Origin of the sequence: Paenibacillus monticola (genome assembly GCF_009664975.1) — a bacterium.
GTDB classification, from domain to species: domain Bacteria; phylum Bacillota; class Bacilli; order Paenibacillales; family Paenibacillaceae; genus Paenibacillus_AQ; species Paenibacillus_AQ monticola.
The window spans coordinates 37973-61704 of record NZ_WJXB01000019.1 but is presented as its reverse complement, the minus strand read 5'-3'; the positions used below and the strand labels follow the sequence as shown (position 1 = coordinate 61704).

Sequence of the window (23732 nt, the reverse complement as noted above, 5' to 3'; positions counted from 1 at the left end):
CCTTAAAAATCAAACTCGATCGACGGAACGTCACTCTTTGCTTCCACAAGATCGTGGACAAACGAGATGTCTCCGATTCGTCGATCTGGATTTTCCGCGACTTGAGCCGCGATTTCTATGAAGCGCTGTGTCATTTTTACAACGGTTTGGCGCTTGAAAAGTGCAGTTTTGAAATTAAGCCAAAGCGTGACGTTCTCTCCTCTCTCCACCGCTTGCAGGTAGAGTTCGAAGATGGAGCTCTTTATGGAGATGTCATAAGGTGTAAGACGCAGACCTGCGAGTTCTACCTTGCCCTCTTCCATATTCTGCATTACGAACACTGACTCGAACAGTGGGTTGCGGTTTGTCACACGCTCGAGTTGAAGACTTGCTACGAGGTCTTCGAATGGATACTCTTGGTTTTCATAAGCATCGAGTGCGTGTTTCTTCACTTCTCTAAGGAATTCGGCAAACGTCTTATCAGCTGTCGGGTGGTTACGCATCGCGAGCATGTTCACAAAAATTCCGGCAATCCCTTGCAGTTCAGAACGCGTTCGTCCCGCAATTGGCGAGCCGATGATCACATCGTCCTGCATCGAGTATTTTGCGAGCAGGATGTTATAAATGCCAAGTAGTACCATATAAAGCGTAGCACCATGACGTTGTGCCGCCTCTTTCAAGCCGAGCACAGTTGTGGCATCAAGTTCAAATTTCAAACGTTCCCCTGTAAAGGATTGAACCGTCGGGCGTGGAAAATCGGTCGGTATGTTCAGCATTGGCACGTCTCCTGCGAAACGCTTCAACCAATACTGCTCCTGTTTTTTGACCTCATCACTTTGCAGTTGCGCCGTTTGCCATGCAGCAAAATCGCGGTATTGCAATCGCAATAGCGGCAACTCGAGACCTTCATACAGTTCAGCGATCTCACGTTTGACGATTTCGATGGTCAGGCCGTCTGAGCAGAGATGATGCAGGTCAATCAGCAAGTAGTGCACATCTGCTGCCGTCCGTACCAACTGAGCCCGCAGTAGCGGAGCCACTCCCAGATCATATGGCTGAATGAAAACTGTGATAACGTCAGCGATTTCCGTCTCATCGGCTGCGGTCGTTACGATCTCAAAATCAACTTCTTCATACACGTGCTGAACAGGTTGTCCCTCGAAAATCTCAAATGAGGTACGGAGTGCTTCATGACGTTGGATCAATTTTGTAAAGGCCGCCTCCATGCGTGCGTGGTCGAGATTCCCATCCAGACGCATCGCCAGCGGTGTATTGTAATTCGTACTGGTACTGTCGAATTGGTTTAGGATAAACAGACGACGCTGAGCAGATGACAGTGGGTAGACCTCCTGTTTGGCGATCGGTTGGATCACTTCGTACTGCTCTGACTTGCGGTTCTGCCGTATGAAATCTGACAGTTTTTTAATCGTCGAACGTTCAAAAAACTCATGTAATGGGATATCAGCGTTGAGCTGTTTATGGAATTCAGAGATGACAGAGACAACCTTGACGGAGTCGCCTCCCAGCTCGAGGAAATCATCCTCGATCCCGATCTTAAGGAAGCCAAGGGCACTTTCCCAAATCGACGCAATCTGTTGTTCAAGTTCGTCACGCGCCGCAACATATGGATTTGAAAGCGCTGGACGAGCATGGCTTACCGTATGTGGCATATGAGCAACCTCATCGCGGGATTCTACCCGAATCCATTGATCGAGTCGTGCTTGCAAATCAGCTGTCGAGATCAGAACTTGGCTGTCTTCACAACCGTTTAGTAGGGCTTCTAGAACCACCAGTCCCTCCTCTGTTGTCATCGCAAACTCTTTTGCACTTTTGCCAAAGTACGTACTCTGCTTTGGATCATCCTCCTCAAACAGCCAGAAATCCCAATTCACACCAATCCAGCGTACGTCTGCTTCTGTATTATGACGGTGAACGTAATGATCGACGAACAGGTTGGCCGCGGAGTAGACGATGTGCCCCAGACCACCTAATACGGAAGCCAAAGAGGACATCAACATACAGAAGTCGAGCTCTTTGCCGCGCAACACGCTTTCCAGCGTGAGCATCCCGTACAATTTCGCTTGGAATTGCTCCTCGACATGAGATGGCGTTGTTTCTTGAATAGAGATAAACGACTTTTTCCCGACGATACCAGCTGCATGGATCACGCCATTCAGAGTTCCAAAGCGCTCCTCTGCCTCCTGTACCACGATTCGCATCCGTTCTTCATCGGCGACATCCGCTTCCATAACGAGTACGTCCCCGCCGTTTTGCAGCATCGTTTGCAGACGGCGAATTTTTTGAGAGGTGGCATCCTTTGCTGGAAGAATTGCTAGAAGGCCATCCCACTCCTGTGCGGAAGGGAATGAGGTACGACCCGTGATTACAACTTTTGCGTGCCAGCGGGTGATCAGATACTCCGCAAACAAGAGTCCGATCGCACCAAGACCCCCAGTGATCAGATATACACCTCTTTCGCGCAGTTGCAAGGCTTTATCTTGAGGACGATGGAGTGTTAGTGGCTCCAACAACTGCACCAGACGTGCACCTCTGCGATACGTAACCAACAGATCGCGTACAGGTGCAGATAACTCTTTGACCAGTTGATCGAGGAGCTTTTTCTGTTGCCATACTGTTCGGTTGACATGGTCGATATCTACGCTGCGACAACGAATAGCTGGGTACTCCTGCGGAATGACCATGACGCCGCCGAGCAGTGTCGCTTTTTCCGCCTGCACAACCTCATCTCCGTTGACCAAATGGATGCCGTCGGTAATGACGATGATTTCATAGTCATGCTTTCTAGGGACACGGTCCATCGCTTGAGCCAGATACAATAGACTGTAAAAACCAAGGATCTGTGCATCCCGTACGACTTCTGGAGTCAAAGTTCGAGTCTCTGCCGTCAAGCTCCACGCATGGACAATTCTATATATTCGCTTTTTAGAATTGTTCAGATGCTTCAATAATGCGTCGTAGTCTTGCGTATTCGCCGGGTTCAACACGATTCTCTGATCGTTGTGCACAGCAAACTGCGTCCCAGGTTCAACCGTCACGACCGATTCCCCCCGCTTAGCGAAACGCTCGACAAGGGCTTGACCTATGCTTGCCTGGCTCGTGAGAAACAGCCAGCACCCTCCATCATGATTCGCTACCTCTTGTGGGTCAGCCGTGCGCCTCCACGTCGGGATATAACCCCAGTTCTTCGTGTCTTTGCTTTTACCAATGCTTGTGACGGTTTGGGATCGCAATGCCTTTGACGATTCAGCAGCAGAGCCGTCGATCCAGTACCGTTTGCGGTCAAACACATACGTTGGCAGTTTGAGTCGATGTCGGACAGCACCTTTGTAAAAGGCGTTCCAATCCATCGCCACCCCAAATGCCCACAGCCAAGCGAGTTTCGCCAGCAGATGTTCGCTGTCCGATACTTGACGTTGTGCATTACGGATGAGATCGACGATGTTTTGACCTTTCTTTTCATCCACGAAACGCCCGATCAAACTGGACAAGTCACGGCCAGGCCCGACTTCCAGGAAGACGAGATTCGGGGTCTTCACCAGCTCTTCTACCCCCGCTGCGAAGCGCACCGTCTCGCGCAAATGGCGAACCCAGTACATCGGATCCGTCGCTTCCTGATCGGTGATCCAGCGTCCGGTGATGTCGGAGATATACAGGCGTTGTGGCTTGCAGAGCCCAACACTTCGCACCAACTGTTCAAAAGGTTCCAAGATTTCATCCATCAAAAGGGAGTGCCCTGCGAGTACCGTTTTCACACGCATGCAGAGCACGCGCGATTCCTTCATACGACGTTCCAATACGTCAATCGCATCGACTGTTCCTGCTACAATGCAGGACATTCCGTTGTCGACTGCAAGCGATACATCAGCGGTCAGATAAGGCAATACTTTCGATTCGGACAGAGGGATCGAAAGCATCGCTCCCTCTGGAACATGTTGCATCAAGTTACCACGAGCGACGATCAATTTCAGCGCATCTTCCAATGTGAATACGTCTGCGAAGCAGGCTGCTACGTACTCACCGAAGCTGTACCCGATCATCGCGTGAGGTTGAATACCCATATTCAGCAACAGTTTGGCTAGTGCGTATTCGAATGCAAAAATCAGCGGTTGAGCATTCTGCGTCTTACGCATCTCTTCCTCTGCGACCGCTACATCTCCAGTTGGATACAACACATTTCGCAGATGTGAGTATCCCAAATGATTGAGAATCGCGAAACAGCGGTCGAGTTCACTACGGAATACCGCCTCTTGCTCATACAAGTCCCGTCCCATGTTGACATACTGCGATCCTTGACCAGGGAAGAGGAAGACGACTGGACGATTTTTCTCGCGAGAAAAATGGGTGTGTACCTTACGCGTGTCCAAAGTCTCTGAACGCAGGGCCTCTACCGCTTCCTGCACGTTCGTGACCACCAGATGACGACGATGGCTGAACAAGTTGCGTCCCGTTTGAAGCGTATACGCAACGTCCTCTAGATTCACGTCCGCTTTCAATTCCAAGAAATCGGCCAACTCGGATGTCATGTTCTTAAGCGACGCGTCCGATTGAGCAGATAACGTGAGGAGATGGGCTTCTCGACCTTGTCCCGATGGCTGACGTGGCGGTGCTTCTTCAAGCACGACATGCGCATTCGTTCCTCCGATCCCAAACGCACTCACACCCGCGCGTAGTGGAGTGTTCCACGTTCTTTCCCACTGTTTGAGTTCGGTGTTCACGTAAAACGGGCTGTTCTCGAAATCGATTTTTGGATTCGCCTTTTTAAAATGTAGAGCCGGTACCAGTTCTTTGTTATACAAAGAGAGCACCGTTTTGATGAAGCCGGTGACGCCTGCAGCTTGGTTGAGGTGCCCCGTGTTGGTCTTAGCTGATCCCAAAGCGCAAAACCCCTTTTTATCGGAGTTGAAAGCGAGTTTCAGGCCTTCAAACTCAATCGGGTCACCGAGCGTCGAACCCGCTCCGTGTGTCTCGACGTAGGTGATCGTTTCAGGATCAACTTCGGCAACATGATGGGCGGAACGAATGGCAATCATCTGACCTTTCGACGATGGTGCGGTGTAGCCGGCCTTGAGATTTCCGTCATTGTTAACCGCAGTCCCTTTAACCACCGCATAGATGTGGTCGCCGTCTTGAATCGCGTCGTCTAGCATTTTTAACACGACACATCCAGCCCCGTCACCAAACACAAGTCCGTCTGCCTCTTCATCAAATGCGCGGCAAGCCCCACTCTTTGACAACAGCATTCCCTCTGCGTACAGGTAGCCATTTTTGCGTGGAACCACGACAGAAGCGCCACCTGCGAGTGCCATGTTGCACTCGCCTGCGATCAGCGATTGGCTGGCCAGGTGGATCGCCACCAGCGAGGTCGAACAAGCGGTCTGCACGGTCAATGCTGGCCCTCTCAAGTTCAATTTGTACGCCACACGTGTACTGAATGTGTTGCTGTCGTTGAGGCTGACGATCTCAAATTGATCGTTCGGAGATTGCATATGAGGGAGCAGGTGCCCCATCCAGAAGAGATTCTGGGTATTCCCGGCGTAGAGACCGATTCTGCCTTTATATGTCTCGTTGGCATAGCCTGCGTCTTCCAGCGCTTGGTAGCAAATCTCATGGAAGAGTCTGAGCTGCGGGTCCATGTAACTCGCTTCCTTTGGGGTGTAGCCAAAAAAGGAAGCGTCAAAGTCTTCGATAGCGTCGAGGCTACCCTTTTTTTTCACGTAGTCCGGATGGCTAAGGAGTTCGGGATCGACCCCAAACTCTAGCAACTCCTCATCGGTAAACGTAGAGAGCGCGTCCACGCCCCCCCGCAGATTTTCCCAAAACTCCTGAATGTTCTTCGCTTTAGGAAAACGTCCAGACATACCAATAACGGCAATTTCTAAGCCGGTTCTCTCATCACTCACTGAATTCCACCTCGCGTGCCTGTCTTCTTCGTTTTCGATTTTCGCGATCTTTCTTTTGCTCATCGAGCCAATCGTTCTCTTCCTTGGATACGGTCTCTATTCCATTTGGTGTGACCAGATGATCGACCAGCGCACGGATCGTAGGATACGTGAACAATGTCAGCACTGGGACTTCAAGCCCTAAGACAGCTGACAGTTCCTTTGTAATCTGCACCATGTCGATCGAGGACACCCCGAGTTCAAAAAAGTTGTCATGCACACCCACTTGCTCCAAACCAAGGAATTCCTTCCATATCTCGCAAAGTTGCAGCTCCATTTGATTGGCTGGTGCAAGATAAGACGTGGTCAATTCTGGACGGGCAAACACGATGCCCGCTTCTTGCTTCTTTTCCTTATCGCTGAACTTAACCCAACTGTTGAGGCGCGGTTGCAACTCTACGGTGGAAACCAGCACCTGTGTCAGTCCCTGTTGAACCAAGATGCGTCCCAGCGCGTCACCGCCCTCGTCTGGAGCGATCATCATCTGATCATCAATCGCGAACACTTCGCGTTGCGGTTTGTTTGCGATTCGCCAGCCATCCCATGCCACACTGATCCAACGGGTCTGTGTGAGTTGCGACTGTTGCTTGGCAAACGCATCGAGGAATGCATTGGCAGCAGCATATCCCGCGTACCCGAGACCGCCAAGGATCGATGATAAGGACGATGTCAGTACAACAAAATCCAATTCACGACCACGGAGCGCCTGTTCCAACGCGAGCGTGCCGTAGACTTTCGGTGCAAATTGGGTTTCCACATCTGTTTCGGTGATGGATTCGATGGCGGTAATCGAAGTGCCCTTGGTGATACCTGCAGCGTGAATCACGCCGTGCAATGCCCCGAAGTGCCCCTCCGTTTGATTGATTGCAGCAGCGAGCTCTGCTTCGTTCGTAACATCCGCTTGCAGAAACAAGATCTTGACTCCGTGTCCTTGCAACTGTTTGGCACGCTCTAGTTGTTCGTCACTTGGTGCTGATCGACCGAGTAAGGCGAACTTCACGCCTTTACCTACACTTTTCGCGATGTATTCAGTGAGAGTCAGACCTACTCCGCCGAGACCACCCGTCAAAAGGTAGACACCATTTGCACGCAGAGGCAGGTTCTGCTGATTGTCCAATCTCCGTGGGGAGAACGACTGCAAGAGTCGTTGTCCGCCACGATACGCAACGACTGGATCGAAGGCTTTAGTTGTGAACTCCGTGATCAACTGGTCGAGCAATTGATGTTCTTGCCATCCACCTGCTATTGGCACCGTTATGTCGACAGAACGGACTTTCAGGAATGGATACTCCTGTCCAATAACTTTGAGCAAGCCAAGCAACGTAGCTTTCCCTGCTTCCACTGCCGTTTCACCCGCTACATCGTGCAATCCAGAAGAAAGCACATAGATGTCGAGCGGAGAGGAGTTTAGCACTTTCACGAGGTGCAAGAGACTATAGAAGCCACGCTCTTGCGCCTCTTGTACGTTTGGCAACGAATCAATTGTCCACGCATGAACGATTTTTTTTGGCTTTACAGTTTGTAAATGAGTGGTGAGTTCATCGTGAGAAACCGCGGTGAATACCTCGTGCCCTCTCAACTTCAACTCAATTTCCAGTCTTGTTGCCAATCCACCGCGGTCGAGAAGAAGCAACCACGTTTCTGGTTCTTCCGATGTCTCCTCTACTAACGGATTCTGTATCCATGCTGGGAGATAGAACCAATCCTCCAGCTTTTTACGCTTCGACGCATTGCCATGATGCGGAATTTCTTGACCGTTTTTCTGCATATCTAACAGTTCTTGCGCGTGTTTCCAGAAATATTGGCGCTCGAACGGATACGTTGGGAGCGGGATACGACGGCGGTTTTGTTCTCCGTAAAGGTGCGACCACTCCAGACGCAGGCCCGCAGCATACAGAGCTCCAATATTCGAGAGTAAATGTTCGCGGTCGGATGTGACATCCTGTGGATGACGGATCATATTCAAGATCGTGTGTTCGAAACGTTTGGCTGGATGTTTGCGCAACAGAGTTACAAGGGTGTGGCCCGCACCGATTTCGATAAACACCGCTTTCTCCATCGTCAGTAAACGGCCGATCCCATCACTAAAACGCACAGTATTGCGCAGATGGCCTACCCAGTAGCGGCTATCCTTCACGTCCGCTTCCGTAATCTCCTCTCCAGTCACGTTCGAGAGATATGGAATTTGTGGCGCATGGAAGGTGATTTCCCGAACTTTTTGCTCAAACTGCGCCAACATTGGTTCCATCATCGAAGAATGGAATGCGTGCGACGTATGCAATCGTGCGAAGGAATGTCCTGCCGCTTGCAAAGTACGCTCGAACGCATCCACCGCGTCGAAGGAGCCAGATACCACGCACATGCCCGGACCGTTCACGGCTGCCAATGCGAGGTTATCGCTAAGCAGCGGACGAATATCCTCTTCCGAAAGCTGAACAGCTGTCATCGCACCCGGTGCCATACGTTGCATCAATTTGCCACGCCATGCCACCAGTTTCAACGTATCTTCAAGCGACATGACCCCCGAGAGGCAGGCCGCTGTGAACTCGCCGATGCTGTGACCAATCATTACTTGCGGGCGGATTCCTAAGCTCAGCAGATATTGAGCAAGCGCGTATTCCACTGCGAAAATAGCAACTTGTGCTACTTCCGTTTGGTTGAAGCGCATAGCATCTTGCTCAGAAGGGACTGACGGATAGAAACGTTCTTTTAAATCAAAGTCCACATAGGGACGTACGAGTTTGAAACAAGAGTCCAGCGCGTCACAGAATACAGGTTCTTGCTCGTAGAGCCCACGTGCCATGTTTACATACTGCGACCCCTGTCCAGAGAACAGGAACACCACTGGCGATTCAACCGATTCCTTGGTGTGGAACGTTTGCGATTTGGATGGGTCTGTCAACGCCGCCGCCATCTCCAAAAAGTTTGAAGCGACCACTGCTCGCTTGTGTACGAACGTACGGCGACCCACTTGCAACGTATAGGCAGCATCGGCCAGGTTCAGTGTCGGATTCTCGAGGAGATACGCGGCGAGATCAGCGCTCATTGTTTCGAGTGCAGTCGCGGTCTTCGCACTGAGCAGGAACAGTTGGGCCGCTCCCGTTGACGAGGAAGAACTGTCTCGTGGAGCTTCTTCTAGAACCACATGAGCATTTGTACCTCCGATGCCAAAGGAACTGACCCCCGCCCGACGCGGTGTCGCCCCTGTCCACGAAGTGAGTGCGGTGTTTACCACGAATGGCGAGTTGGCGAAATCGATCTTCGGATTTGGCGCTTTATAGTGCAGCGTTGGCGGAATCAGACCATCACGGACGGTCAGCACCGCCTTGATGAAGCTAGCAACACCAGCGGCTGTGTTCAAATGCCCCAGGTTCGATTTGACCGAACCAATGCGACAAAATCCTGTCTGCTTCGTGTCGAACGCAACTTTCAACCCTTCAATTTCGATCGGGTCACCAATCGCTGTACCTGTGCCATGCGCTTCAATGTAGCCGATGCTTTCTGGTTCCACTTCCGCCATATAATGGGCGGCCTTGATCACTTCAGCTTGTCCTTCCACTGACGGAGCTGTGTAATCCACTTTGCGCGCACCGTCGTTGTTAGTAGCCGATCCCTTGATCACAGCATGAATTGTGTCACCATCGGCAATGGCGTCTTCGAGACGCTTTAATACGACGATCCCAACGCCATCCCCTTCCAACGTCCCTTGTGCGTCGGCATCAAACGGGCGGCAATGACCATCTGGAGAGTTGATCATGCCTTCTGTGTAGAGATACCCTTTTTTATGTGGCAGAGAAAGCGATATACCGCCAGCGAGCGCGATATCACAGCCGCCTGTCAGCAAGCCTTTGCAGGCAAGATCGATCAACACGAGCGATGTGGAGCAAGCCGTGTCGATGGTATAACTCGGTCCCGTCAAATTCAGATTGAATGAGACACGTGTAGCCAGAAAGTTTTTGTCGTTCAAGAGCCAAGCCATGTGATTGGCTTGAGCGTCATCGGAGAGCACAGGCAGTCGGTGCCAAAAATAGTTCACAGCAGCACCTGCGTAGTTCCCAATCAAACCGTTGTACGATTCACTCGCATAGCCTGCGTTTTCCAAAGCCTCATATGCGACCTCATGATAGAGGCGAATCTGCGGCTCCATCAATTCAGCCTCGCGTGGCATGTAACCGAAAAACGAAGCGTCAAACCATTCAGTTTTTTCCAAGAATCCTTTGGTTTTGACATACCGCGGGGAGCGGATCAGGTCGGGGTCTACCCCGGCCTGTTCCAGTTCCTCGTTGGTGAAGTGTGTAATGCTCTCCACACCGTTTTTCAGATTCTCCCAGTAAATCTTAACGTTGTCTGCTCCAGGGAAGCGCGATGCCATTCCAATAACCGCGATCTCCAATCCGGTGCGATCCGATTCATTCTCAGCGTGGTTTAACGTGTCCGTCATTTGGACCTCCTGTTGAGCTTTTGCAGGGTTTGTTTCATGGTCTTTTTACCTTTATCCATCGTCTCCGTGCGTTCTATCTCTACTTGTGCAGCAGCAACTTGAGGGCTTCCATCCATCTGCTCGATCAGAAATGCTGCTAAAGCTTGGATCGTCGGATACTGGAACATCTTAACAACTGGAATATCCAGCCCAAATTCTTCTTGTAACTTGCCGTTCACTTGGATCAGAGCGAGCGAACTGCCGCCGACTTTGAAAAAGTTGTCTTTCGTGCCCACGTTGATGCCCTTCTGACTTAAGTGCAAGGTGTTCTCCCAAAGTTTCAACAAGTGCTTCTCCATCTCGTTTTTCGGTGACTCGTAAGAGACGGTTATAGGCTTCTCCGTATTCTCAGGGGTTGCCGTGAGATACACTGGCAACGAAGTCAGCTTCTGACCAGTTGCATATTGGAGTGGCAACCAGTATGAACGGTGCATCAAGCGGTCTTCATTCAGCAACGTAACACGCCATTCAGGGCTCCCTTGAGTTACGGGTTCACGAATAGACTTCAGCTCTCCTAAAAGTACTTCGTAGAGATGCGGACCATTTACTCCGAAGTGTTCTCGCTCTGCTGGAATCGTAGAAACAAACAGTTCCAACACGCCAGAACCTGGTCTGCTCAGGCGCACCCGGTGATCTACAGCTTGCAGATCATTCGCTTGGCTATAGCCAAGCGCTTTAAAGAAAGCCTGTGTCGAATACAAATCGGTCACTGCCATGCGGGTAACCGTCTTGATCATAGCGACTTCTGACACTGCCGGTGCCTTTGTGAACTCAGCATCTTCAAGCAATTCAATCAAGCCGACATCCTTGACATAGACGAACATGACTAATTTTTCGCCGAATATTTTGACTGGTTGCAGATCGCTGACTACTTGGTACTCCACTTGCCAACTGGATAGGAATGTCAGGAATGTCTTGGTATCCTGCACACGGTAACAGAGGTGATAAGGCGAGTTATCGCCGTTTTTCACGAGAATACCAAGCGTCGGCGAGGTTTCATCCATCGGTGCGACCAACTCAATGTTGTCAGAGTCTGCTTTCGTACACATGACCAGTTTCGAGAGCTGCGTCTCTTCCTCGAAGATGGGACCACATTGGTAACCCAGAGCTTGATACCTGGTAATGGCTTCGTCCATGTCTGTCACGGCGACACCGATGTGATCGAACGCGAGCACAATCTGATGCTTCTCTTGCTGCTCTTCCTCGGATGGAAGCAACTTTCTATCGAGAATTTCAATCGCTGGAAGCATTTCGCTCACATCCGACACGAGTGTCAAGTAAGTCCTGCACACTTCGGAACGATGTGATTCTTTCCAGGGTGCTTTTTGCAGGAATTCGAGGAATGGTCGATTCTTCGCAGTTGGATAGAAATCAGCTTTTAGCGACTGCAATCCCTTTTCAAGACAGAACCTGCGAAGAACCCCCAAGATCGCCTGTTCGACTTTGCGCCCCAACACACGGCAACTGAGCAGGAACGTGTCAATTTCCAGTGTCTCATTCACTTCCTTGGTGAGGATCACACCGACTAGCCCGTAATCGCCAAAACGATCGGCTACCTCGACGATCCATCCGTTCGCATTAGGCGCTTGCAACCACTCAGTCAACTCTTCCTCCGTGCGACGGATTGTGCTTAAGTTGAACTGATTCGTACGGAACGTCAATTGCGACGCACGCGGGATGTGATTTGCTTCGATCGGTTGAAAGCTCACTTTTAACTGCAGACTCTCCAAATAATGGTCGAGTGACAAGACGTCCGCTTGTAATTCTTTGCGTTTACGCTCTGTCACGTACATGGCGCTGCGCTTACGGTCTTCCTCTGTTACTTTTGCTCGGTCGAACGCCCAGACGTGGCGTAGGAATGCTGGAATGTTATCTGCGTTCTCTGGCAATTGTAGAGCGAGGACTTCCGGCAAATTCTGCATCATCTCATGGGTTTCAACAGTGTTATCATCAAGAAGTACAAAGCTGTCCACGCCTACGTTTAACTCGTGAGCGAGTTCACGGACGTTCTCGGACTTTGCCTGCCAATTGATCCGCCATGCTGCAATATGTTCCTTCTTCAAGATCATCTGTGGATTTTTCTCGAAGACTTCCATCACGTCGGCTTCGTTGTTTTTCGAGACCAAAGTCAGAATCATGCCTTCATTGTACTTCTCCACCAGGAAGCGTTGTAGGTAATGGTATGGTGCCTCTACCTGCACACCCAATGCTCCCTCTTCTCCACAGACACCACGCCAGAGCGTGTTGTCACAATCCAGTGCGATCACCTTGAAAATTGGCTGTTTCAAAGCGATGATCTTACGTACGATCGCTGTGGCTACCGTTGCGGAAAAATCGTTTGTGAATGGCACATGACCTTCACGATCAGTTTTCGCATCGAACATCTCCTGGATCTGGTACTCATCAGCCAGTGTTGTGCAGTCGATAAGGGTTGCGTACTCAAGTTCTTGAATGAATGCTTTCCAACGCTCGTTCAACTGATTAAATTTGACCAAGATCTCCGTGCTGAGCCCAAGGTGTCTCGATACTGGGAACAGAGCAACGAGCAATGGGGCTTGGAACGTTTTTTGCTTCAAAATCACGGTAAGTTGCTCATAGTTTGCCTCCAGACTGCGACAACGCGCGTCATCAGAAGATGTATCATCGCGAATCCAATCCTCAAAGCGTACGAGGAGGGCATTCACACCCTTGTTCGTCGATAGCAGACTCTTATCATCAAGCAGTTCTTGGAAGACTTGGTTGTACGGCGCAAACTGCACATCGAGTTCGAACCCAAACTGCGTTCCCCACCATGCCATATGCGGACGGAGAGTATCTGCAGTAAACGTCGATGCGACGGCAAAAATCGTAGAGGCAGAGCCACTTGTACCTGCTTCCTCTGTTGTTTCCACCTGTTCGCTCGACTGTTGTCCACGCTCGTACAGGAAATACGAACCTTGCGCCTCACGAATCGCTATCACAAAGTCATACACATCAGCTATCACATCCAATGGCGATGGGAGATATTGCTCACTGACGTTGGTGATTGTCTGATCAGAGAGGAACTTTTGTGGACGAATCACAGCCTGTTTCACGTGACGGAACTCACGAGACAACGATTTCATCAAGCCCTCAATAGCCGATTTCGCAGTCACGTACTCTACGAAACCTTCCTCTGGCATATCGACGTAATTAGAAGAGATCGTCAACATCATACCTGCTGTACGTTCCAATTCCGACAAGAATGCCTTTGCCATCTGGAAGACCATGCGCAGAGCATTGGAGACAGAAACTTGGAATTCATCAAACAGAATCGTATTCCAACCGCGCTTGACGATAAAATCGAATGCGTTGTTGACAACAAGATCCACTCGTCCGAATCGTTTGAGCGTTTCCGTGAGCAGATGTCCACAATCTTCTTGACGGGTGATATCGCCTTGGACGATCATCACCTCTGCACCCGCTGCTACCAATTCATCTTGAATGGTTTGGGCTTCGAAGAGGCTGCTGCGGTAGTTAATCACGACCTTGGCCCCTTGAGTAGCAAATAACTTAGCCAGATTCGCACCCAATCCACGGCTCGCACCTGTTACCACCACCACCTGTCCATCAAAATCTCGTCCAGATGGGATGCGACCATGAGACGCGAACTCTTCCAGCCTATATTGTCGTGGGCGGGGACGCACAAAGCTCTCCAGCCGAACATTGCCAAGCATCGTACCACTTGCAAAAATCGTGCCTATTACAGACAGCGAACCGAGTTGTGCATCGAACTGATCTGTATTCACTATGTAGGAGATAACCGTTGCTTGCTGTGCTTTTTCAGGTACATTTGGCAAAAAGTCCAATTCCAAGCCTGTGAACAACGCTTGACGCCCAGGTGCCAACATCCCGACACAATAGCTTGTCCAGATGATCGAAGTCAGTTGGGGTTGCAATAGGAACGTCTCGGCCAAAGTGGAGGCATTCAGACTGTATTGCCCAGCGTTCGAGAATGTTGCCAGTCCATCCTTTTCCAGATCGGAAACATTTGACGAAACGGATGCCGCGGTATAGTTGAGACTATACCGTTGACGAGGCACTCGTTTATAACTCACGTCGATTTCAAACAAGGTCTCATCGTGTTCATAAATTGCGAGTTTCGCATGCGAGCCGTCCGTAGAACACAACTCCGACTCGTACACATTTCCGACTTTCAATGGTCCGCTAAAGCGAACTTTCAAGGAGTGTAAGTACAACGATTCCTGCATACCCGGATTCAAGTGTTGTTGTAAAACCGTCAACGTACCGAGCACACCATGGACAAGGGAACCCCCATATGGCGTTTTCCGTGCGTACTCAGCATCCACATGAAGCGGGTTGATATCGTGGGAAAGCTTCGCAAAGGCCAGAATATCCTGCTCAGTAAACGAGACAATCTGACGTGAGTGTTTGATCTCCAACGATAATTCCAGCAGCTTTTGTTCTGGAGCACGACTGATTTCTTCTAATAAATAGAGGAATTGCTTGCTCATCTTCTCGACTGTCTCAGACCTGAAGAGACGAGTCGCATATTCCAGATTGAACTCAATATCCCCATTTCGTTCCCAAGCTTCTAAGAAGAGGTCAAACTTCGCCGTCATGGTCTGATACTCATAAGGCGCAAACGTGAACGAACTCGATTTAACATCTGTGTTATAAGCATTTTGCAAGATGAATAACGTGTCGAACAGCGGGCTGCGCGATGGGTCGCGTTCCAACCCTAAACGCTCAACAAGCAGGTCAAATGGATAGTCTTGATTCTCAAACGCTTCAAATACATGTTTGGAAGTCTTCGCGAGGAAGTCGAGGAACGACATCTCTCTGAGTGGACGATTATATAAAGCAAGCGTGTTGATAAATACGCCCATCTGATCATTTAGATCTTCGTGTTTACGATTGGCAACCGCTGTACCGACGACAATCTCTTCCTGACCCGTCAGCTTGTGCAGAAACACATTGTAAGCCGCCAGCAACACCATGAACAGCGAAGCGTTCGTCTGTTTCGCCAGTCCTTGGAGTTTCGCTGTCAGCACTTCGTCGGCCTTAAAAGTGAGACGTCGACCCTCTACCGTTTTCATCTCTGGACGCGGCTCGTCTGTCGGCAAGTTCAAGACAGGAACACCCATCTTAAACTTTTGAAGCCAGTACTGCTCTTGGCGTTTCAGTTCGTCCGTTTCGAGTAACTTATTCTGCCAATCGGCGTAGTCTTTGTACTGCACTCGTAGATCGGGCAATGTTAGTCCTTCATACAATGAGACGAATTCGCGGACGAGCACAGCCATCGAAGTTCCGTCCGAGATGATATGATGCATGTCGATCACGAACAAATAGCTGTCTGTCGCTCGTCGGATCAACCCGACACGGAACAGCGGCGCTCGGGTGAGGTCAAACGGACGCACGAACCACTCGATCTTTGCGTTTAAGTTGAAATCATCCGCTCCGAGCGCTTCGATCACTTCCATTTGCACTGGAACTTCACTCGCACAGACCACCTGTTGCACAGGCTGACCATTTACGAACAAAAAGAGGGTACGCAGTGATTCGTGGCGCTCCACCAACTGGCGGAATACCGATTCACAGCGCATTAGATCAACAGGACCACCATCTATCTTCATGACGATGGTAGCGTTATAGTACGTGCTCTCTGGATCGAACTGATTCAAGATGTAAACTCGGGTCTGTGCAGATGACAACGGATAGTAATTCGATTCAGCCACAGGCACCAGCGGCAGCACTGATGCGTCGTCTGTAGTCGTTTCTGGCACTTTTTCCATAAGCAACTGCACTAGTTCAGAAATAGTTGGCGAACGGAAAAATTCCTGAAGCAAGAGTTCCGTCTGGAACTCTTTGCGAATCTTCGAAACCAACGTTGCAGCGTTGAGCGAGTTACCGCCAACCTCGAAATAGTTGGTATGTACGCCAAACGGTTCATGAGTTGCGAGCACATCCTGCCAAATCGCAACAAGCTTTTCTTCCATCTCGTTACATGGTGCCATGACCTCCTGCGCGCCCAAAAGAAAATCATTAACTTCAGGGAACGCTTTTTTGTCCACTTTGCCGTTCGCGCTGACCGGGATACGTTCGAGTTGGACAAGTGAGGCTGGGATCATGTAAGACGGGAGTGCTTGAGCGAGGAACACACGCACTTCCTGCATGTCAAGCTGTTCATCAGCGACCAAGTAGCCGACGAGGTATTTATCCCCACGCTCATCACCATGTGCAGTTACAACCGCTTCTGTAATCAGATGGTGCTTCACGAGGTGGCTCTCAATCTCCCCGATTTCGATTCGGAAGCCACGGATCTTCACTTGATCATCATGGCGGCCAAGGAACTCCAAGTTGCCGTCTACGAACCAGCGCGCGCTGTCACCCGTCTTGTAAATGAACTCGCCTATAGTAAACGGAGATGGTAGGAATTTCTGTGCCGTCAATTCTGGATCTGTATATCGTGCAGCCAGCACTTCCCCACCGATGTAGAGTTCACCAGGCACGCCGACTGGGCATAGTTTGAGGTCTGCATCCAGTACGTAGTACTTCGCATTTTGGATTGGCTTGCCATACGGAATTGAATTCCAGCTAGGACCGACTTGCTCCACTGGAAAATAGTTCGACCAGACCGTGGCTTCTGTTGCCCCACCGAGCCCGACCACCTGTAACCCCGGGAAGTGTGCCTGAAGTTGGCTGGGCAGTTTGACAGGAATCCAGTCACCCGACAGGAAGACAAGGCGCAATTTCGAATCAACAGCCACACCCTCAAAGAATGGTACGAGTTGCATCAATGCTTGTGGTGCTGAATCCCAGAACGTAATGCCTTCTTTACGGATGATGTTGAGCAATCGCTCTGGCTCACCGATCTCTTCCTCGGCTGACAAGCGAACTGTCGCACCTGCAGCGAGAATTCCAAAGATATCATACACGGACAGATCAAAACTCAGCGAGGTGACAAACAGCAGTTTGTCACCTTGACCGACTTGGAACTTACCATTTACCCACTCTATCAAGTTGATCACCGGTTGATGTTTCACGATGACGCCCTTTGGCTGACCCGTCGAACCAGATGTGAAAATGGTATAGGCGATATCGTCTGAGTTGTTCACAAGCGTGAGATTATCTGACGGTATAGTATGGTCCATCTCCTGCGGTACCAGCAGGTGTTTCAAATCGGACAATTGTGCTTGCAACCTCTCCACGGACTGATCCGTAATCAACGACTTGACCTGTAACACGCGCAAGATGTGCAGCAAACGCGCATCTGGCAACGTCAACTGTAATGGAATATAGGCACCGCCTGCTTTCAATACGGCGAGGACGCTTACGATCATCTCCACAGAGCGGGTCAAATATATCCCGACGAACTGATTAGGTTCAATGCCTTGTTGGCGTAACACGTAGGCCATCTGATTCGCCCGAGCGTTCAGTTCTCCGTAAGTCAACTTAATTCTTCCGTCATCAACAGCCAGCACATCTGGTGTTTCGATCACACGCTGTTCGAACAATTGGTGGATCAAGGTTTCCGAAGCGTATGTAACTTGGGTATCGTTGAAGCCAAACAGTACTTGCTCACGCTCTTCTGGCAACAAAATAAAATCTCGATCCATTTTTGACTCTGGATTTTCAATCATGCATTGCAGGAAGCGAACGAAGTACGCGCAGAGCTTGTCATCCACGCCTTCACCAAACACCGTGGAAGTGTAACGCAAGGTCAGTTTCATCTGACCCATCGTGGTGTCTAACATAAAGTCAAACAGCGTATTCGTATCTTGATGGCCCTCAACTTCTAGAGATTCATTGACAATCTCCTGGGAAAAATCGTTCAGGATGTGAAAATCCATAAAGTTGAACAGCGTATCAAAGAACGGGTTCTTATTACCGCTCTTTTCACCGATGACGTTGGCTACCTCAAAGAGTGGCATGCGCTCATAACGCTTCACTTGCAACAGTTTGGTATCCACCTGTTTCAAAAACTCGCTCCAACGCCTGCCACGTGGCACTTCCATTCGCACAGGCACCGTATTCAGAAAACAGCCAAGCAAGCGGTCACCATCTTCGTGAACAGGACGATTGTTAGTGAGATACCCCACAACCAGTTCTTTCTCGTAGGAGATCAGATTCAGCACATAGAGATATCCGGCAAAGCAAATGTTTTTCACACTGGTGTCGTACGTCTTTGCCACCTTATTCAACTGCACTAGCAGATTACTTTCGAGGTGATATACCTTTGTTACCCGTTCCACCTGATCAGGCTTGTTCGGCCCTGTCTTCACCGAGAAGTCCAATCGCTGGTAACCCGCGAGTTCTTCCTGCCAGTAGCGGATGTTCTCTTCGTTTCGGGTCTCCACCAACTCGTCGATGACACTGTCTTTGTACGTGATCCCGAGTTTCTTCGGTACGAACGATTCATTGTTCTCAAGTGCCTTGTAGATCTCATGCATCTCAATGAATAGTTGGTTGATACTCCAGCCATCAAGCAGAGCGTGATGGCAAATGAAGAGGAACGTCACATTTCCTTCATCTAATAAGAACGTGCGCAACTTCCACAACGGACGATGCTCCAATAAATCGAACGAATGACGGCGATCTTCGGCAATGTACTCACGAACATGAGCCGACTGCTGCTCGAAATACAAATTGGAAAGATCGAAATGTTTCAGATCGTTTTCCAGTTCCCGATAAACAACTGCCATCGGACGCTCGAAATCTTCCATGTGGAAGACGGTACGCAGTATATCATGCTTGTTGACTAACAATGCCCAAGCATGATTCAAGCGATCACGATCGAAGGACTGGTAGCATATGCGAAATACGAACTGCTCGTAGTAAACCAACTTTTCTGTATCCTTCAAATAATAGAAGACCATGCCATTTTCAATCGCTGACAATGGATACATATCCTCGACTTCTCCTTGTAGGCGGAGGTTTTTAAGCAATTTGCCTTTTAAACTATCCAACTCTTCTACAACTTGTGTACGCACCGTCGAACCCTCTCCGGCCACAGTAGCCATAAGTTTGGCAGCCATTTTTTCCACCGTATCGTGCTCGTAGAGGTCTGAAAGCGATAAGCTTGCACCCATTTTTCCGTTCAAGGCACTGACCAGACGGATCGCTCGCAAGGAATCGCCACCGCTATTGAAAAAATTAGCATGTATGCCAATCTGTGCAACTCCCAAGATACGGGCAAACTGAGCGGCAATATTCATTTCCAGTTCTGTGCGCGGTTCAACATAGAACGTTTCCTCCAAGAACGTCTCCAACATGAGCAAAGCCTTGCGATCGGTTTTTCCACTTGCAGTGAGCGGTATGCTGTCAATACGGGTAAACGTAGATGGCAGCATATAGTCAGGGAGGCGCAACGAGAGGTATTCACGCAGCTCGGCGTTAGTCAACTCACGGTCTGCTACGTAGTAAATGTTGATGCGATTGGACCCGTCATCCTCCAGCTTCGTCAATGCCACAGCCTCGCGAATCTCACTTTTAGCGAACAATGCCGCTTCGATCTCACCCAATTCAATGCGATAACCTCGCACCTTGACTTGATGGTCTATCCTACCCAAGAAGTCGAGATTCCCTTCTGGCAACCAACGCGCCATATCTCCCGTGCGATATGCGTGCTCACCTTTTACAAACGGATGAGCGACAAATCGCTCCGCTGTCAGTTCTGGACGGTTGAGATAACCACGAGCCAACTGCACACCAGCAATGTACAACTCACCTGGCACACCAATCGGTTGTACCTGACCGTCATCACTCAAAACCAACAACTGTGTATTATGTACTGGTTTACCAATTGGCGTTCGATCCGCATCTAGATCCGGTGTGCATTCAAAGTACGAAACGTCGATGGTCGCCTCTGTTGGTCCGTACAAGTTGATCAGTCGAGTCGCAGTACCCTGCGCATGTTTTGGCACCAATTCGTACCAACGCTTAACTTGATGTACTCCGAGCGCCTCACCAGAAGTGTACACTTGACACAATTGAGATAATTTACTTCCTTGGTGCGTGCTGCTGATATAGTCAAGAAAGCCTTGCAACATTGATGGAACAAAGTGTATCGTCGTCACACCATAGTTCTCGATCGCTTGTAACAACACTGCTGGATCTTTTTCTGCTCCTGGCGCCAGCATCGCAACGCGCGCGCCTTGAAATGCCCACCAGAACAACTCCCACACTGAAACGTCAAACGTGTAGGCTGTCTTTTGTAAAAGAGTATCCCCTGTCCCGATCGCTGTATGACTCTGCATCCACTGCAGCCGATTGATCAATGAGTGTTGTTCGATCAGCGTACCCTTTGGCAATCCAGTGGAGCCCGAAGTATAGATGACATAGGCCAGATCGTGCGGTTTGCTAATCACTTCCAGGTTCGAATTGTCCCCTGTGTATAGCTCATCCTGTTCGAGATTCAAAATTTCACCCTCAAAAGCAAGTCGTTCGAGCAAGTGTTCTTGTGTGAGGAGCAACGAGCATTGACTGTCTTCCAACATGTGGTGAAGACGATCATCAGGGAATTTGTGATCGAGCGGCAGATAAGCGCCGCCTGCCTTCACGATCGCCCAGATGCCGACGATCATTTCTAGAGAACGCTCTACCATCAGACCTACGATGCTGTCATTCGTCACGCCTTTGGCACGAAGAACACGAGCCAGTTGGTTTGCTTTTTCATTCAACTTGGTAAATGTGAGATGTCCAATTTCTGACACAACCGCTTCCAGATCTCCGTATCGAGCTACTGTCTCCTCAAACACCTGTGGCAACGTCTTCTCCACATCATATGGTGCGTTCGTATCGTTAAATGAAGCCAGCCTTTGTAACTCTTCATCCCTAACCAATACCAATTCCTTGATGTTCACCTGTCCAGCAGAATCGATGATCTGGGTGAGAAGTTCTGCGAAATGCTGAAGCATCGTACTCGCGAATTCCTCGGTATACAACTCACTTGCATATGACAAAACCGCATGGAGACATTCATCAGCCACGAGGTTCAGGGTCAGAGCGAAATTCGTCTGCTCAAAAATAGAATACGATTCGACGTGCAGGCCCTCTTGCCCTTCAATCAACAACTTGTCGAGCGGGTAGTTCTCCAAGACAACAATTGAGTTAAACAAGCTCTCATGAATTTTAGCGCCACTGTACGATTTGATTTCTGTAAGAGACGAGGACATGAATTCCCCACGCTCTTGCAGGTCGTGTGCAACTTGACCGAGCAACGTCCGAACCGAAGTGTCTCCCGTAGATTTCAAACGCAATGGCAACGTGTTGATGAACAACCCGACCATTTCTTCAATACCGTCCACCTGCGCTTCACGCCCAGATACTGTAGTGCCGAACACGACATCTTGGCTATTGGTATAGCGTTGCAACATTAGGCCCCACGCTGTGTAAAGCAGGGAAGCTAACGTGATGTTCTGCGTGAAACAGAACGCTTCCATCTGCGCAAATTGCTCAGCGGACATAGACAATTCCACCGTTTTAATATCTGCATCCGCAGTCGTGCCGTTCGTAACCTTAAGGATCGATGGTGAATGAAATTCCTCCAAATAGTGCGTCCAGAACGCTTTTTCTTGTTCCTTATTCTGACTTTGCAGGTACTGAATGAACGACTTAAAGGACATTTTCTGAGGCAATTGCAAAGTGACACCATTACTTAGACGATGATATGCGCCCAGAAATTCTCGTAACAAAATCCCAGTAGACCAACCATCGTACAAAATGTGATGGTTGCTGATCAACAGGGCGTACTTTTCATCCGGCAGCTTGACCAACGTCACTCGAAACGGTATCTCACTCAAATCGAACTTACACTCACGATCTAAACGCTTGACCGCTTCGAGCTCCTCCGTTTCTACGATTGCCATTTCGAACTTCCTATCGTTCAGAATGATCTGAAGTGGTTGCCCGACTTTGTCCCAACGAAACGTCGTCCTCAACATCTCATTGGCTCTGACTACCTCGTTCCACGCTGAGTTCACCCATTCTTCATTCACTCCGCCCGCAAGATGCAGGCAGAGTTGTTCGAAGTAGCTATCCGATTGCGGATCCTCAAGATAATGGAAGAGCATACCTTCTTGCAAAGGTGTCAGGGCGATGATATCTTGGACGTTTTTACGATCTAACTTTCGCGACATCGACATTGCACCGGCCTCCCTTGTTATCGCTTACAAGCTTTGCTGTATTTACGCAGAGCATATCCAGATATGATCTCCTGCTGAATCTGCGAAGTACCTTCGATGATCTCAAGCATCTTCGCCTCACGGAACAATCGTTCCGCTGGGTAATCCGAGATGCATCCGTTTCCACCGTGTACCTGCACGCAGTCGGTTGCAACCTTCATTGCCACTTTCGAGACAAAGTACTTCGCCATTGTCGTCTCCATGGCAGCGTCCTGCAATTTGTTCTTGCGCATTTCACCCGCTTTTAGGCACAGGGCACGAGCCGCATGTGTTTCGGTAGTTGCGTCGGCGATTAGACCTTTAATCAATTGGAATTCCGCTAAGCGCTTACCAAACTGCTTGCGCTTACGAGCGTATGAAACCATCTGGTTGACTGCCTCTTGAGCGATTGATACCCCTGCCCACGCGATACTGTAACGTCCGTGATCAAGAGCCGTCGAAACAATGTACGTGAAGCCCCCACCTTCCTTCCCGAGCAAATTCGCGGTTGGCACTTCCACGTTGTCGAACTCAATCTTCGCGATGTGCGTTGCTCGTCCAGCTAACATCCCCCTCAGCGGCCTAGTTGTTACACCAGGGAAATCTCGCTCAACGAGAAATGCAGAAACCTGCCCCTGATCATTGCCCGCTATCACCACGAACAGATCCGCTTTGTCTCCAAAAGAAATCCACTTTTTTTCACCGTTCAAGACATAGATGTCACCCACCTTGCGGTAGCGCGTCTCGACAGACTTTGCATCCGTCCCTACGTTCGGCTCGGACAAAGCAAATGCGGCCAGCGATTCACCTTTTGCCATGCGTGGTAACCACAATTCCTTTTGCTCCTCATTGCCCCAGCGGAGCAAGCTCTCACCACACAAGGCTGAATGTACCGTGATCAAAGTGCGAGTTGCGCAGTCCGCTTTTCCGATTGCCTGCTGGAACAAGCCGTAATGTACCGGGTCCAGACCGAGTCCGCCGTACTCCGTCGGGAGGTTGGCGGTTAAGTATCCGCGAGTGGCCATATTTTGAATCAAATCGTCTGCCAGCACCCCTGCTTCATCAAACTCACGAGCGCGTGGACCGATATGTTCTTCTGCAAATTTTTCCGCTTCTGCGACGATCTGCGCTTGACGTCCCTCTTGCGTTAGGTCGATAACGTGGCTCATC

General features: G+C 49.8%; 4 protein-coding genes. All 4 read right to left on the bottom strand.

The window, feature by feature from the left end; translation table 11 throughout:
- Positions 1 to 2: 2 nt before the first annotated feature.
- From GJB61_RS29250 to GJB61_RS29235, 4 genes are read right to left on the bottom strand one after another with little or no spacing between them, the layout of a single operon-like run.
- Positions 3 to 5963 (bottom strand): type I polyketide synthase, encoded by a 5961-nt coding sequence (locus GJB61_RS29250; RefSeq protein WP_154122555.1) that lies wholly within the window; start codon positions 5961 to 5963, stop codon positions 3 to 5.
- Positions 5893 to 10380 carry a type I polyketide synthase gene (locus tag GJB61_RS29245; RefSeq protein ID WP_154122554.1) on the bottom strand — a complete coding sequence of 1496 codons (4488 nt, stop codon included), beginning with the start codon at positions 10378 to 10380 and terminating at the stop codon, positions 5893 to 5895. The genes GJB61_RS29250 and GJB61_RS29245 overlap by 71 nt, the downstream gene beginning before the upstream one ends.
- Entirely contained in the window at positions 10377 to 22544 is a 12168-nt protein-coding gene (locus tag GJB61_RS29240; RefSeq protein ID WP_154122553.1) for a non-ribosomal peptide synthetase, read from the bottom strand. The genes GJB61_RS29245 and GJB61_RS29240 overlap by 4 nt, the downstream gene beginning before the upstream one ends.
- A 17-nt stretch (positions 22545 to 22561) precedes the next feature.
- A complete protein-coding gene (locus tag GJB61_RS29235) occupies positions 22562 to 23731 on the bottom strand; it encodes an acyl-CoA dehydrogenase family protein (RefSeq protein WP_154122552.1) in 1170 nt (389 codons plus the stop codon).
- Between the last annotated feature and the right edge of the window lies 1 nt (position 23732).